We start from the raw sequence: 14,585 nt of genomic DNA, 5'->3' as shown, positions 1-14,585 counted from the left end.
ATCCTTAATTTAATTGATTATGCATCATAAACACCCAGCAAACGCTCGATCATCAGCAGTTGGCCGGTATGGTAAGCGTTATGCTCTATCACCAGCAGTATTTCCCTGAGCAGCGTATGATCTTCGGAATTTCGAACCGGTTCATCGAGCTTATTTTTGGTGTCCATGATAAAATTTTTAAACAGTTCCCGGTCTTCAAAGAATTCCTGCTTCAGGTCTTCCCATTCAGCTTCGGTAGCCGGTGCCTGTTGCTCAGGCCAGTAGTCATCAGGCCAGTTTCGGGTTTTATAATCTCCGGAAATGGTAAATTCCAGAATATCTTTCTGGGCGAAACAAATATGAAAAAATACTTCAAAAAAAGAATAAGGTAGCCCTTTAGGTCTAATGCCCAGCTTTTCAAAAGGCACCTTATCCAAGAAAGTATCCAGTGAAGCATACGCCAGTCCGCCTTCCAGATGTTTGACCAGTTGATCCCGTTGTTTTTTGGTAGTTTCAGTCATGAAATTCAGTTTTACACTCTCCCCTTCAGGGCGTTAAAGACCCATGATATAAAGAAAAAACCAATACCTGTTACGGAAAAACCGATCGAATGATCCTTGTATTTCAGAACACCCAGAAGCACCAGTGCTGCTCCCACCAAAAACATCAGAAATGACGCCCATCCGAAGATGGAATTTTTATTCATGCTCATAAACTCTCATTTAATACAAATATCGGCTATTTTAATGATTCTTTTGAACCGTGGCCTTGCGCTGTTTTTTGTATTTTAGCCCTGAACCGATTCTGAATGGAATTCACAATAAAATTCAGAAATCATCACATTATCGAAAAATTACGCATTCAAAAATATCAATCTATTATAAAAATTTCAATTAATGGATATCAACTTCAATAAAAATGAAGATCATAATAAGCTGCTCGTTTCGTCCCTGAAGCATAAGCTCGCGCGGGTGAGTATGGGTGGCGGCGAAAAACGCATCGAGAAACACCACGCAAAAGGTAAAATGACGGCCAGGGAACGCATTGATTTCCTCGTAGACAATCCGCAGGACTGTATCGAAATCGGCGCATTTGCAGGCGATGGCATGTACCAGGAGCATGGTGGTTGTCCAAGTGGCGGTGTGGTCGTGAAAATTGGGTATGTTTCCGGTAAACAATGTGTCATTGTTGCAAACGATGCTACTGTAAAAGCCGGAGCCTGGTTTCCGATCACCGGGAAGAAAAACCTGCGTGCACAGGAAATCGCCATTGAAAACCGACTTCCAATTATTTACCTCGTGGATAGCGCGGGAGTTTACCTGCCCATGCAGGATGAAATTTTTCCAGATAAAGAGCACTTCGGAAGAATTTTCAGGAATAATGCAGTGATGAGCAGCATGGGAATTACGCAGATCGCAGCCGTTATGGGCTCTTGCGTGGCTGGTGGTGCCTATTTACCGATTATGAGCGACGAAGCCCTGATTGTGGAAAAGACCGGAAGTATTTTCCTCGCCGGCAGCTATCTCGTTAAAGCGGCCATTGGTGAAAACATCGATAACGAGACCTTGGGTGGCGCTACCACTCATAGTGAAATAAGCGGAGTAACCGATTATAAGGCGAAAGATGACAAAGATGCGCTTACAAAAATCCAGAATATCATGGACAAAATTGGCGATTTTGACAAAGCAGGTTTCAGCAGGAAAAAACCTACCGAGCCAAAAGACAAGCCAACTGATATTTATGGAATACTCCCAAAAAGCAGAAGCGATCGCTACGATATGAAGAAGATCATCAAACGCCTGGTAGATGATTCAGAATTTGAAGAATATAAAGCCGGTTACGGGCAAACGATCTTCACCGGTTATGCCAGAATAGATGGCTGGGCAGTGGGTATTGTGGCAAACCAGCGCAACGTCGTCAAGACCAAAAAAGGTGAAATGCAGGTGGGCGGCGTGATTTATTCCGATTCTGCCGATAAAGCCACGCGTTTTATCGCCAATTGCAACCAGAAGAAGATTCCGCTGGTATTCCTGCAGGATGTGACCGGCTTTATGGTGGGCAGCAAGAGTGAACATGGAGGGATCATAAAAGACGGGGCGAAAATGGTGAATGCAGTCAGCAATTCCGTAGTGCCAAAATTCACTGTCATCATTGGTAATTCCTACGGTGCCGGAAATTACGCGATGTGCGGAAAAGCTTACGACCCCAGGCTGATCTTTGCATGGCCTTCAGCAGAGCTTGCCGTGATGGGCGGAACACAGGCTGCAAAAGTACTGGCGCAGATCGAAACTGCTTCCATGGCGAAAAAAGGAGAAAAAGTAGACGAGGAAAAAGAAAAAGAAGTTTTCGATAAAATAAAGGCTCGCTACGATGAGCAAACTTCAGCGTATTATGCGGCCGCTCGACTGTGGACCGATGCGATCATCGATCCTCTCGATACCCGAAAATGGATTTCCATGGGAATTGAAGCGGCAGACCATGCTCCTATAGAAAAGAAATTTAACCTTGGCGTGATCCAGACATGATGAACAAATTTTTAGTATACACCTTGTTTTCATTGATCAGTTTTATGGGATTCAGCCAGGACACGCTGTGGAAAAAGAGAGAGCGCGTCAAGAAATTCATTCCCATGCCTATGTATGTAGAGCATTTCGGGCAGATAAACGATACGGTAGAGACCATGATCAAAGATGGGGATACTTTGGTGAGCGTTCCGGTTGATTTTGACCCTTTTGATAGTGGCGACTATGTTCAGGTTCCATACAACCAGAAAGATTCGATCTTTTTGAGTATCTACAAGGATGTGGTTTTTAATGCGGGCAAACGCGGCTCGCAGAATGAACGCATGCGGTACTGGAAGGACGATATCAGGATTTTCTTTGACGAAAGCGTCCCGCAGGAACATGCGGAAAAATTGATGGATTTTGCCAAAATGATTTCAGCAGATATCGACTCTCTGAACATTTCCAGAAACTTCGACCGGGAAAAATCCAATTACCTGGTGTATTATCTCAACCGGGAACATCCCACTGATTATGACCCAAGAATGGGCAGTTCCAAAGGCGGTTATTATATCAACTGGAACCGGAAAAACCAGATCTACGACGGTAAACTGAAAGTGAATACCGAACTCGCTCCTTCTGAAGATTACCAATTGCGCCTGCTCAAATACTATTTTTTCATGTCCTTAGGCCATTTCAAACAATCCAATAAAATGGGTTGCCAGGGTTACCTGGCTTCCTGTAACCACGCATCTTCTGTATCGAAAATAGACCTGGCGCTTTTGAAATATCACTATTCGTACGGCGTTTGCAAAGGTACCGACCTTGAAAGCTTTACGGAACTGACCACGAAAATGAATCAAAAACTTAAAAAAGATCCAAATGCCAAACTTTATATCGTCCACCGCGAGTAAGATCGCCTTGTTTTTACTGTTTTCCTGCGGAATTTCACAAGCGCAGGTCGTTGGAGACAATCATACCAAATATACTCGCGCAGATACGCTGCGTGGTTCCCTGAGACCGGAACGCATAAACTACGATGCGCTCAAATACCATTTGAAACTGAAGGTGGAGCCAGATAAAAAGTTTATTTCAGGTTCCAATGTGATCTCATTTGAAGTATTGAAAGACATGCCGGTTATGCAGCTGGATCTCTTCAGAAATATGGAGATCGATTCGGTCATTTTTCAGGATCAGTCCCTGGAATATGAGCGGGAATACAACGCGGTATTTTTAAGTTTTCCGGAGCCTCTGAAAATAGGCGTTAAAGATTCTTTAGAGTTCTTTTATCATGGGCAGCCGGTAATTGCCAAAAATGCTCCATGGGACGGCGGTTTCGTCTGGACACAGGATGAAGATGGCAATCCATGGGTTGGTGTAGCCGTTCAGGGAACCGGTGCCAGTCTCTGGTACCCGAATAAAGATCACCAGAGTGACGAACCTGATTCGGCACAGCTGGATATTGCAGTTCCTAACGGACTCATGAACGTTTCAAATGGGCGCTTCATTGGGAAGACCGATCTTGGAAATGGTTTTACAGAATGGCGCTGGAAGGTGGTCAATCCCATCAACAATTATGATGTGATGATTAATATTGGAAACTATGAGCATTTTTCTGATACATTCCAGGACCTGGATCTGGATTATTATGTGCTGCCTTACAATCTTGAAAAAGCGAAAAAACAATTTGCCGAAGTAAAAGATATGATGGCCTGCTTTTACGAAAAAATGGGACCGTACCCGTTCGAAGAAGACGGCTATAAACTGGTGGAAGTGCCCTACCTGGGAATGGAGCACCAAAGTGCTGTGGCCTACGGAAATCATTACCAGATGGGTTATTTGGGGCGCGATCTTTCCGGAACCGGCATCGGCTTGAAATGGGATTTTATCATTATTCATGAATCTGGTCATGAGTGGTACGGCAACAGTATCACCTCGAAAGATATTGCTGATATGTGGATACACGAAGGTTTTACCAGCTATACGGAAGCCATTTATATCGAGTGCCGCTGGGGGAAGGAAAAAGCTCTGGAATATCTGAAAGGCACGCGTAAAAGCATCGGCAATGTGCGTCCTGTAATTGGAGAATACGGCGTAAATGCTGAAGGTTCTGGTGACATGTATCCAAAAGGATCGAATTTATTGAATATGATCAGGAGCATTTACAACGATGACGAATTGTGGTGGAATACATTACGTGATTATACGGCGACTTTCAAACACCAGACGGTGACCACGCAGCAGGTGGAAAATTTCTTTGATCAGGCAACTGAGGTAGATCTCAAACCCGTTTTTGACCAGTACCTGCGTCATGCGGCCATACCCGAATTACAGTTCAAAAAAGAAAAAGATCAGATTTTCTTTCGTTGGAAAGCCAATGTCGAAAATTTCAAAATGCCGGTTGATGTGTTTATTGATGAAGATGAAACCCGCCTGAACGCCACTACTGAATGGCAGGCATTGCCGGTTAATGAAGATGATCTGGACGAAATTGAACTGAATGAACTAAAGTTCTACGTAAACCTCAGCAAGCAGTAACATACAGATAATTAAAAAGCCGGCAATTGCCGGCTTTATTTTTTAGCTCAAGCGGCTTTTGAAAGTATTTTCGCGATGAATTTTACCGTTTGGAGTTTCTTCAAATTTTTCGACTAGATAGATCTTTTTAGGTTTCTCGTATTTTCCTAAAGTCTCCAGGTTACTAATCTTGGATTTTAATTGTTCCAGGGTTTCTTCGGAAAAATCATCTTCCACGAATAGAACCAGCTTTTCACCTAACGAATCATCAGGCATCGAACTGATAAAAAACCGGTGATCCAGTATCTTATTGAGCTTTTTTTCGATTTCTTCCGGGTAAAGCTTTACCCCACCCGAATTGATCACGTTGTCATACCGGCCTTTCCAGTGAAACTTCTTATAAGTCACAATTTCCACCACATCGTTTGTAACGATCTCCCCATCAGCAATATTTGGTGCTTTGATGATCAGGCAATCGCGATCGTCTTGGGAAATGGTTACGTTTGGCATGAGTTTGAAAGGGCGCAGTTGCTTTTTCTTTTTCTTCGGATTGATCCTTTTTGCGGCAATATGGCTACAGGTTTCAGTCATCCCGTAAGTCTCATAAATCTTAGTATCATGATCCCGCACCAGCTTCCGGATCTTAGGGGAAACACTTCCGCCGCCAATGATCAGTTTTTTTACAAGATGTAAACGTGCGATACTGTTGTCCAACTGAAACGGGGTCATCGCCGAGAAATCATAGACTTTGTAAACCTGATCCAGCGGATTGGAGGATGGCGGTACGGCATCTAATTTCCAGCCCAGCACCATCGCGCGAACCAGCATCATTTTTCCGGAAATATAATCAGCAGGAAGACACATCAAGGCAGTGATCCCAGACTCTAGTTCAAAGAACTTGGCAGAAGCTTCCGCGGAATTCACCAAATGTTCCTTGCGCAGTTTGATCTTTTTCGGAGGGCCGGTAGAACCCGACGTATGGCTTTCAATATATACTGAAGGTTTTAGCCAGTCCAAGAGAAAACTTCCAATGCTTTCCTCGTAAGGCTCGCCTTCTTTGATCATCGAGTAAGCGGCCTGCCTCAGTTCAGCAGGAGTGAATGCCTTTTTATTTAATCTAAATTCCGGATGTATTTCCGGTAGTTTGTATTTGTCTCCCATATCTTACAACCAAAGTTGTTAAACAGATCTCAACTTAAAGTTACTAAATAGATATGAAAGTTTTAATTTTCTTCTGTAACATTTGGATAGGCAGGCGGTTCCACTTTTCCGAATAGCTTTTCCTTCCAGTTCGTCCATTTATATTTCTTCGCCATAATGAAGAGATAAATCGGGTAAATCACCAAAACCGGGATGAGTACATCCCAGCCGGCAGAAGGTTCTGACACATCTTTAAAAATAGATTCAGTTTGAAAAGCAGTCCAGTCGGCAGTGACGATCAACGCGGTCAACAGGTTGTTCGCGGCGTGAAATCCAAGCGAAAGCTCGATCCCTTCATCCATCAGCGCCATGATCCCAAGAAGAAAACCGGTTCCTATATAATAGATCATGATAGTGTTCCCCAGCTTGGTGACTTCCGGATTGAAAAAATGCAGCCCTCCAAAAATCACCGAGGTAAGAATCAAAGGCGCCCATTTATTGCCGGCCATAACGCCAATTCCCTGCATAAGATAACCACGGAAGAAATATTCTTCAAATGAAGTTTGTAAGGGAACCAGAACAATCCCAACGGCACACAAAATAAGAAATGGCGTAATCCTGAAATTCCATTCATAATCCTGCGGATTGCTGTAATAATCTCCAATCGTATTCACTACGATAAAGATGCTTACCAGGCCAAAGGCAAACCAGAAGCGGCTCCAGTCTATTTTAGGTCGAGAGGTCGTCAGGGCTTTGATTGGTTGTTGGTGCAGGTATTTTACGATCAGGAAAAGAGCGATCAATCCTCCTACAAATGTCAGCAGCATCAAAAAGAGGAAATAATTGGAGTCGAACCCCTGCATCATTTCGGTTTCCTCCATCCCGAATATCTCGCCTTTATATTTCAGGAAAATAGCGATGGTTAAAGGGATCTGGCCAATAATGATCCCCGCTACCACGGCGATCACTCCAATAAGGTATCGCCAAAAATCGTGTTGGTATTGATATACCTGTTTTATGAACATTCTTTAAAATTTATATTCCCAGTTTTCATTTGGGTTGTGCCAAATATAGCCTTTTTTCACCTCCAGCGGCGAATTGAAATTGTTGGTGTACAAACCGCCCGTTCCAAGTCCCTGAGGCATGGAACTGTTCAGTGTATACGTCCACTGAGCGATCGCGTTCAGGCCAATATTGCTCTCCAGTGCGCTGGTCACCCACCATCCTGCCTGGTATTTTTCACAATAACTTATCCACTCTGTCGTACCCTTAAAACCGCCAATAAGACTGGGCTTGAAAATGACGAATTGCGGATTAATGGTTTGTAGTATTTTTTCCTTTTCCGTTACATGGGTCACCCCAATCAATTCCTCATCCAGCGCAATTGGCAGCGGAGTTTGTTCACACAAGCGAGCCATTTCCCCGAGCTGTCCCGCCTTGATTGGTTGTTCGATACTGTGAAGGTGATATTCTGATAGTCGGTTTAATTTTTCCAGAGCTTCGGAAGGGTGGAAAGCCCCGTTCGCGTCTACCCGCAGTTCGATCTCTTTCGGCGAAAATTCTTTCCGGATATACTGAAGCAGTTCCAGTTCCGTAGAAAAATCGATCGCCCCGATCTTCAGTTTTATACAGCTAAAACCCTGCTCGATCTTCTGGATGATCTGTTCTTTCATAAAAGCTTTGTCTCCCATCCAGACTAATCCATTTATGGGAATGCCCTTTTCACCGGCCGTAAATTCCGAAGGGTAAAGAATAAAAGGATCTTCAGCTTCAAGGCTTTTGAAGGCCATTTCGAGACCAAATTGTATGCTTGGAAATTGCCGTAGTTCCTTCCAAAGGAATTCAAGGCCTTTGTTGATGTTTTCGCAGGTCCACTTCAGTTTTTCTTCATAACCGGGAATATCATCATAGCTCAGGGAACGCAGGATACCACATTCCCCAATGCCCTGTCTTCCTCCTTCGGAAATTTTCAGAAACCAGGTCTCTTTTTCAGTAAGAACGCCCCGCGAAGTTCCGCTGGGGCGTTTAAATTGAAGCATGTATTTCTCGTAAGATGCCTGCATCATAGTTCAATAGATTCTCCTATATCCAGCAGCATCAAATCTTTTCCTTTTTCATAAAACTTACGCTTTGCCTCTTCATGATCGATTTCGATATACCCAAAGGTATCGTAATGACAACCTAAGATCTTATCGCACTCGATAAAATCACTGGCGATAATGGCGTCTTCAACACCCATTGTGAAATTATCACCTATCGGCAACACGGCCAGATCCAGCTTGGTGCGCATAGGTATCAGTTTCATATCCAGCGTCAGGGCCGTGTCTCCCGCGATATAGATATTCTTGTGCTCCCCTTCAATGACAAAACCTCCAGGCTGGCCGCCGTAGGTGCCATCAGGAAAAGAGCTGGTGTGAAGGGCATTGACATATTTTACATTTCCGAAGTCAAAATCCCAGCTTCCGCCGTGGTTCATTGGGTGAACCTCGTAGCCTTTCTCTTCGTAATAGCCGGCGATCTCGTAATTACTAACGATCACAGCCTTCGTATTTTTCGCCACGGTTTCGACGTCGAGCGTATGATCCTGGTGCGCGTGGGTGAGAAGAATGTAATCTGCTTTCAGATCATTAACATCAATTTTATCTTTGGCGAGGTCGTTTCCGGTGACAAATGGATCTACCAGAACATGAATATCCCCAATTTGCAATCCAAGACAATTTTGTCCGTAAAATGTAATTTTCATAGTCGCGTTTTATCGTTCCCCGTAAATTTAAGGAATAGCCTAAAAATGGGAAGTTTGGCGGTTTATATAGTTTTGTTAAACTTGTTTACCACAGTAGCCCGATTGCGAATAAAATGGATATGCCAAAAGTGGAGAGCGCGACAATTTTCAATTCAGGATCCAGCAGCATGGGATTGTCGTTTTTTACCACCCGTCTCAAATGAAATATCAGTGGAATAAAACCAAAAAGATATATGAAATCATTCAGATCTTCTGCTTTCATGGCAGAATATAGTAACAGGAACAGGAGCGATCCCAGGATCAGCATATAATGGTAATTTTTGACCCGTGCTTCACCCAGTTTAACGGCTAAAGTAATTTTCCCGGCCTTAGCATCAGGTACCCGGTCTCTCATATTATTCACATTCAAAACCGCGGCACTTAAAAGACCTATAGATACCGCCGGAAAAAAGCTTACCCAGTCATGCTGGTGAGAATACAGGAAGTACGAACCATAAACGGCTACCAGGCCAAAGAAAAGAAACACGAAAATATCGCCCATCCCGCGATAGCCATAAGCTGAATTTCCCACCGTGTATTTGATGGCCGCAACGATGGAAGCAATTCCGAGAATTAGAAAAATTAGGGCTTCCAGCCATTTTTCCACACCAAAAGAAGCATAGATCAGAAGCACGGCAAGTAAAAAGGTGACTAAAGCAGTGAGAACCATGGCCTGTTTCATTTCCCGGTGAGAAATAAGTCCGCTTTGAATGGCGCGCATGGGTCCAATCCGGTCTTCATTATCTGTTCCTTTCACGCCGTCGCCATAATCATTTGCGAAATTAGACAATACCTGAAGCCCCAATGTCGTTCCCAAAGCCAGGCTGAAAATAGAAATGTTGAAGTATCCCTGGTGGGCTGCGACGCTGGAACCTACCAGAATCCCGGAAATGGAAAGCGGCAAAGTTCGTAACCTGGCAGCACCGATCCAGTTTGAAATCTTACTCATTTAATTCATGATTTTTACAAGAAGTTCTTTCAGCAGATCCCCCGGAGGCACATTGCCGGCCCCCACACCTTTGCTTTTCACATCGGTTTCCTGGATCAAGGAGATATTCCGACTCACTTTTTTCATAGGATAGTTCCTGGCTGCCACCACATAATCATTCACAAAAAATGGACTGATCTTCAGTTGCTTGGCGACGCTAGCTTTTGATTTATCAGGAAGACCGTGAAACTGCAATATTTGCGAAAAATAACTGAACAGCAGCGACACCGTAACGATGAGCGGGTTATCCTTGGGGTTCTGGGCAAAATAATTGGCAATGCGATGTGCCTTGACCGAATCTTTTTCGCCAATCGCATTCCGAAGTTCGAAATTATTGAAATCCTTGCTGATACCGATATTTTCTTCGATGAGTTCCGGAGTAACACTGGTTCCCTTAGGGCAGATCAATTGTAGTTTTTTCAGCTCATTATCGATCTTTCCAAGGTCGTTCCCCAAAAATTCCACCAGCATCTGGGAGGCTTTGGGAGAAACCGGGTAACTACGCGATTTCATGGTCCTGATGATCCAGTCTCCCACCTGGTTTTCGTACAATTTTTTGCCTTCAAAAACCACCCCGTTCTTCTGGATGATCTTATTCAGCTTTTTGCGTTTATCCAGTTTTCGGTACTTGTAGCAAATTACCAGAACGGTCGTTGGCTGCGGATTTTCGGCATAATCAACCAGCTTCTCAATGGTTCTGCTCAGGTCCTGTGCTTCTTTCACGATCACTACCTGTCGTTCGGCCATCATCGGGAAGCGTTTGGCGTTGCTCACAATTTCGTCCACACTGGTGTCCCGGCCGTACATCACCATCTGGTTAAAGCCTTTTTCCTCTTCGGAAAGCAGGGAATCCTCGATGTAATCAGAAATCTTATCGATATAATAAGGCTCCTCGCCGGTTAGAAAATAAATAGGCTTGATTACGCCTTTTTGGATATCGGTTACGATTTGTTTGGCCTCGTCCACAGAAAAGTTTTCAGTTTAATTAGAATTGAACCGAAGTTCAGAATGGCAAATTTCTTTATTACTTTTGAGCCATGCAAAAGCTGAATTTCCCACCTTATTCCTTCAGGTTCAAAAATAGCGAAAATAAAATAGCTGTTTTTGACGATCAGCGGAAAAAATTCGTCATCCTGACCCCGGAAGAATGGGTGCGCCAGCACTGCGTACAGTTTCTGAAGCTGGAAAAGAATTATCCCGCCTCCCATATCAATGTAGAAAAACAGCTACAAATTGCCGGTCTCACCAAGCGCTACGACATTGTGGTGTTCCAACCGGAAGGAGGTATCCAACTGATCGTGGAATGCAAAGCGCCTTCGGTTAAGATCACCCAGGATACTTTTGACCAGATCGCCCGGTATAATTTAAGCCTGCAGGCAGATTACCTGATGGTCACCAACGGCCTTAATCATTACTACTGCCAGCTGGACTATGATGCTGAAACCTACCATTTTCTACCTGAAATTCCTGAATACGTCCGCTCATGAACATCGCTGTGGTGATTTTAAACTGGAACGGAAAGGAACTGCTGAAAAAATTCCTTCCTTCTGTCGTACGATTTTCTGAAGAAGCGACGATCTACGTGGCTGATAATGCATCAACTGATGGTTCTATAGCCTTTCTTCAGCAGCAACACCCGGAAGTGAAGCTGATCGAACTGGATGATAATTTTGGGTATGCCGGTGGTTACAATCGCGCCCTGGCAGGACTTTCTGAAGATTTTTGGGTGTTGCTGAACAGCGACGTGGAAGTTACCGAGAACTGGTTGCAGCCGATAATGGCCAAATTCCAGGCAAATGAACAAATAGCAGCCATCCAGCCGAAAATTTTGGATTACAAGGATCGCTCAAAATTTGAATACGCGGGTGCCGCGGGTGGATTCATCGATCAGCTGGGCTATCCCTTTTGTCGTGGCAGGATCTTTCAGGAACTGGAAAAGGATCACGGGCAATATGATGAGGATGTGGAAATTTTTTGGGCAAGTGGTGCCTGCCTGGCCGTGAGAAATTCGGCTTACTGGGAAACTGGAGGATTGGATGAAGATTTTTTTGCCCACCAGGAAGAAATTGATCTTTGCTGGCGTCTCAGGAATTTCGGTTATCAAGTTGCATACTGCGGAAATTCCCGGGTTTATCATGTTGGCGGTGCTACCCTGGCAGAAATGAACCCGCACAAAACTTACCTGAATTTTCGGAACAACCTGTATCTCCTGCTGAAGAACCTTCCGAAGAAGAATTTGTTCCCGGTGATCTTTATAAGAATGGTTTTAGACGGGGTTGCGGCGTTCAAATTCCTGTTCGAAGGAAAGTTCCAGCATTTTCTTGCCGTTTTAAGAGCCCACGCTGCGTTTTATGCAAATTTCGGTCGTACCTGGAAAAAGCGCAGCAATCACTTCAGCAATACAAAATATTACCACGTAGCCTCCGTTGTATATGCTCATTATGTTAAAAGGAAAAATAAATATGACCAGCTCAAAAAAATAGTTTAGGTAAGGAATTGTTAAAATCCCTTTATGGCTTTATATTTTTTTGATATTTTTGGTCATTCTAACATTTAAAAATTTAAGAAACGAGTTATGAAAAAAATCATGCTTTTGTCGGCAACATTTGCCATCCTGCTTTCTTCTTGTGTTTCGCAGAAAAAATATAACGAACTGGAAGCCAAGCAGAGAGAAACTCAGGACCAGTTAAATACTGCGACTGTGAAATTAAACCACTGTCTTGACGAAAAAGAGCGTTTGAACGAGCAAATTTCCACTTTGAACAACACAAACGCCGCTCTTCTAAATAACGTAGGTAACCTGGCTACTCTATCTAAGAAAGAAGCAGAGAACATGGAACGTTCTCTTGAGTCTATCAAAGAAAAAGATCTTGCGATCCGCTCTATGCAGGACGCTATGAACAAAAAGGACTCTGTAACTCTTGCTTTGGTAACCAGCCTGAAGGGAGCTTTAGGAAATATGAACGACGAAGACATCGAGATCAATGTTGAAAAAGGTGTGGTGTACGTTTCTATTTCTGATAAACTTCTTTTCGATAGCGGTCGTTACAACATTACTGAAAGAGCGAAGGAAGTTCTTGGAAAAGTTGCTACCGTTGTGAAGAACAAGCCAAATATCGAATTCATGGTTGAAGGACATACTGACAATAAACCAATCAGTACCTCCATGTTCGAAGATAACTGGGATCTTAGTGTGAAAAGAGCAACTTCTGTAGTTCGTGTACTTCAGGATGAGTTTGGTGTGGAGCCTGCTCGTATGACAGCTGCCGGTAGAAGTTACTATGTTCCTGTGGCTTCAAACGACACTGCTGAAGGTCGTGCTAAAAATAGAAGAACTCGTATCGTAGTACTTCCAAAACTAGATCAGTTCTACAGCATGATCGAAGAAGGTATGGAAAAAGCGACCAGCGCAAGCGGTTCTCAAAACTAATAACATACGCGATCTAATCGCTGAAAAGCCCTGCAAATGCAGGGCTTTTTTATTTTAACGACTCAAAAATCTGATTTTCAGATAATTATACTAAATTAGAAGCAGGGAAATTTCAAAACTTATTTTATGAAAGGGCAACTACTATCTGGATGCAGGTGGCTCGCATTCATGGTGGTCTTTATGGTAGCTTCCTGCTCCAAATCTGATCCTGATACCATTTCGGGCCACGAACCATTCCAACAGGCAAACCTTAAACTGGCGCTGGCCTTAGAAGAAGAAAGCCAGTGTTTGCCGCAGTATTTCGACGAAAATATACTCGATTCTCCTTGTGAAAGCACCGCTTTCGGGCTGGTAATCGAATCTTATTTAAAGTCGTTTTTAGACGATGCCGTTTTTTATGATGACGATAATCAGTTCGATTTCAATATCGTAGACCGTTTTTCATCGTTGAACAGGCAATACATTACCCACTATCGCGGGGAAGTATATTTTGGAAAAAATGGGCAATTTACCAGCGAAGTCCAAAAGACTTCCCGGAAGCTCGACCGGTTCTGGCCCGCCAATCGCCAGATCGTGATCAATGCTCAGCACGTTCAGGACCTGAGCGATCGGGAAACACTGGCAGATATGATCGAAAGTTTTGATAAAGATGTGCCGAACCGGGAAGAGTCCTATCGCCGTGCCGACCTTTTGCTGAATCTTAGTTCAAGATCTGAGGTTTTACCGGAAAGTCCTTATTTTGCGATGGCTGCTTTTTCCAGGAACAATGGTCTCATCGTATTGGGCGATGGTGTTGTGGAAACCTTTATTTCCATGGGGCTTGATGGGAAGCTGGCCTATAATGCCCTGCTATCCCACGAGTGGTGGCACCAGGTGCAATATGAACAAAACTGGAAAAATATAACCGATTTCAGCAGTGCCTCCGAATTTTCAAAATATCGCGAATTACAGGCTGATTTTGCTTCGGCCTACTTCCTCACGCACAAACGAGGGGGGGCTTATAACTGGAAAAAAATCGAAAGTTTTTTCGAGATCAGTTATAATAGTGGTGATTGCTTTGTTCAGAGTCCCACCCATCACGGAACTCCGGAAGAACGCAGGGTAGCGGCTAAACTCGGGTATCAACTAGCCAGCAGTGCGCAACGCAAAGGAGAAATTATATCTATAGAAGCTTTGAATATAATTTTTGAAGATTTCTATTATTAAAAAAAGCCCCTTTTTTCAGGAGCTTTAATCGTGCTATTTTAT

15 protein-coding genes are annotated in these 14,585 nt (G+C 43.6%); 7 read left to right on the top strand and 8 right to left on the bottom strand.

Annotated elements, in window-relative coordinates; genetic code table 11:
• Positions 1-17: 17 nt before the first annotated feature.
• Positions 18-500, bottom strand: a complete 483-nt coding sequence (locus tag GRFL_RS12400; RefSeq protein ID WP_083644925.1) for a DinB family protein — start codon at positions 498-500, stop codon at positions 18-20.
• A gap of 11 nt (positions 501-511) precedes the next feature.
• A complete protein-coding gene (locus GRFL_RS12395) occupies positions 512-691 on the bottom strand; it encodes a CAL67264 family membrane protein (protein ID WP_083644924.1) in 180 nt (59 codons plus the stop codon).
• Between the two features lie 184 nt (positions 692-875).
• Here GRFL_RS12395 and GRFL_RS12390 point away from each other — a divergent pair, with 184 nt between their 5' ends.
• The 3 genes from GRFL_RS12390 to GRFL_RS12380 are packed head-to-tail and all read left to right on the top strand — an operon-like array spanning position 876 to position 5,018.
• Positions 876-2,504, top strand: coding sequence for an acyl-CoA carboxylase subunit beta (locus GRFL_RS12390; RefSeq protein ID WP_083644923.1), 1,629 nt, complete (start codon positions 876-878; stop codon positions 2,502-2,504).
• Positions 2,501-3,394 (top strand): hypothetical protein, encoded by an 894-nt coding sequence (locus GRFL_RS12385; protein WP_083644922.1) that lies wholly within the window; start codon positions 2,501-2,503, stop codon positions 3,392-3,394. Before GRFL_RS12390 ends, GRFL_RS12385 begins: the two co-directional genes overlap by 4 nt.
• Positions 3,363-5,018 (top strand): M1 family metallopeptidase, encoded by a 1,656-nt coding sequence (locus tag GRFL_RS12380; protein ID WP_083644921.1) that lies wholly within the window; start codon positions 3,363-3,365, stop codon positions 5,016-5,018. The genes GRFL_RS12385 and GRFL_RS12380 overlap by 32 nt, the downstream gene beginning before the upstream one ends.
• A 42-nt stretch (positions 5,019-5,060) precedes the next feature.
• On the opposite strand, the gene GRFL_RS12375 is transcribed toward GRFL_RS12380, so the two are convergent.
• From GRFL_RS12375 to holA, 6 genes are all read right to left on the bottom strand, one after another.
• A complete protein-coding gene (locus GRFL_RS12375) occupies positions 5,061-6,158 on the bottom strand; it encodes an AMP-binding protein (protein ID WP_083644920.1) in 1,098 nt (365 codons plus the stop codon).
• 62 nt (positions 6,159-6,220) lie between these two features.
• Positions 6,221-7,162 (bottom strand): CPBP family intramembrane glutamic endopeptidase, encoded by a 942-nt coding sequence (locus GRFL_RS12370; RefSeq protein ID WP_083644919.1) that lies wholly within the window; start codon positions 7,160-7,162, stop codon positions 6,221-6,223.
• Between the two features lie 3 nt (positions 7,163-7,165).
• A complete protein-coding gene (locus GRFL_RS12365) occupies positions 7,166-8,200 on the bottom strand; it encodes an o-succinylbenzoate synthase (RefSeq protein WP_083646116.1) in 1,035 nt (344 codons plus the stop codon).
• The gene (locus GRFL_RS12360) at positions 8,200-8,880 is read right to left on the bottom strand and encodes a metal-dependent hydrolase (RefSeq protein ID WP_083644918.1); all 681 of its coding nucleotides are present in this window, start codon (positions 8,878-8,880) and stop codon (positions 8,200-8,202) included. The genes GRFL_RS12365 and GRFL_RS12360 overlap by 1 nt, the downstream gene beginning before the upstream one ends.
• Positions 8,881-8,965: 85 nt before the next feature.
• A complete protein-coding gene (menA, locus tag GRFL_RS12355) occupies positions 8,966-9,868 on the bottom strand; it encodes a 1,4-dihydroxy-2-naphthoate octaprenyltransferase (protein ID WP_083644917.1) in 903 nt (300 codons plus the stop codon).
• Positions 9,869-10,873 (bottom strand): DNA polymerase III subunit delta, encoded by a 1,005-nt coding sequence (gene holA, locus GRFL_RS12350; protein ID WP_083644916.1) that lies wholly within the window; start codon positions 10,871-10,873, stop codon positions 9,869-9,871.
• A 71-nt stretch (positions 10,874-10,944) separates the two neighbouring features.
• Here holA and GRFL_RS12345 point away from each other — a divergent pair, with 71 nt between their 5' ends.
• From GRFL_RS12345 to GRFL_RS12330, 4 genes are all read left to right on the top strand, one after another.
• Complete coding sequence (locus GRFL_RS12345; protein ID WP_083644915.1) at positions 10,945-11,394, top strand: type I restriction enzyme HsdR N-terminal domain-containing protein; 450 nt, start codon at positions 10,945-10,947, stop codon at positions 11,392-11,394.
• Entirely contained in the window at positions 11,391-12,395 is a 1,005-nt protein-coding gene (locus GRFL_RS12340; RefSeq protein WP_083644914.1) for a glycosyltransferase family 2 protein, read from the top strand. Before GRFL_RS12345 ends, GRFL_RS12340 begins: the two co-directional genes overlap by 4 nt.
• An 87-nt stretch (positions 12,396-12,482) precedes the next feature.
• Positions 12,483-13,337: an OmpA/MotB family protein gene (locus GRFL_RS12335; protein WP_083644913.1), complete on the top strand. Its 855-nt coding sequence runs from the start codon at positions 12,483-12,485 to the stop codon at positions 13,335-13,337.
• A gap of 126 nt (positions 13,338-13,463) precedes the next feature.
• Positions 13,464-14,543 carry a hypothetical protein gene (locus tag GRFL_RS12330; protein ID WP_139839231.1) on the top strand — a complete coding sequence of 360 codons (1,080 nt, stop codon included), beginning with the start codon at positions 13,464-13,466 and terminating at the stop codon, positions 14,541-14,543.
• The last annotated feature ends 42 nt before the right edge of the window (positions 14,544-14,585 follow it).

Origin of the sequence: Christiangramia flava JLT2011 (genome assembly GCF_001951155.1) — a bacterium.
In the GTDB taxonomy this organism is placed as follows: domain Bacteria; phylum Bacteroidota; class Bacteroidia; order Flavobacteriales; family Flavobacteriaceae; genus Christiangramia; species Christiangramia flava.
The sequence above is the reverse complement of the archived record's forward strand: the minus strand, read 5'-3'. Positions and strand labels throughout refer to the sequence as shown.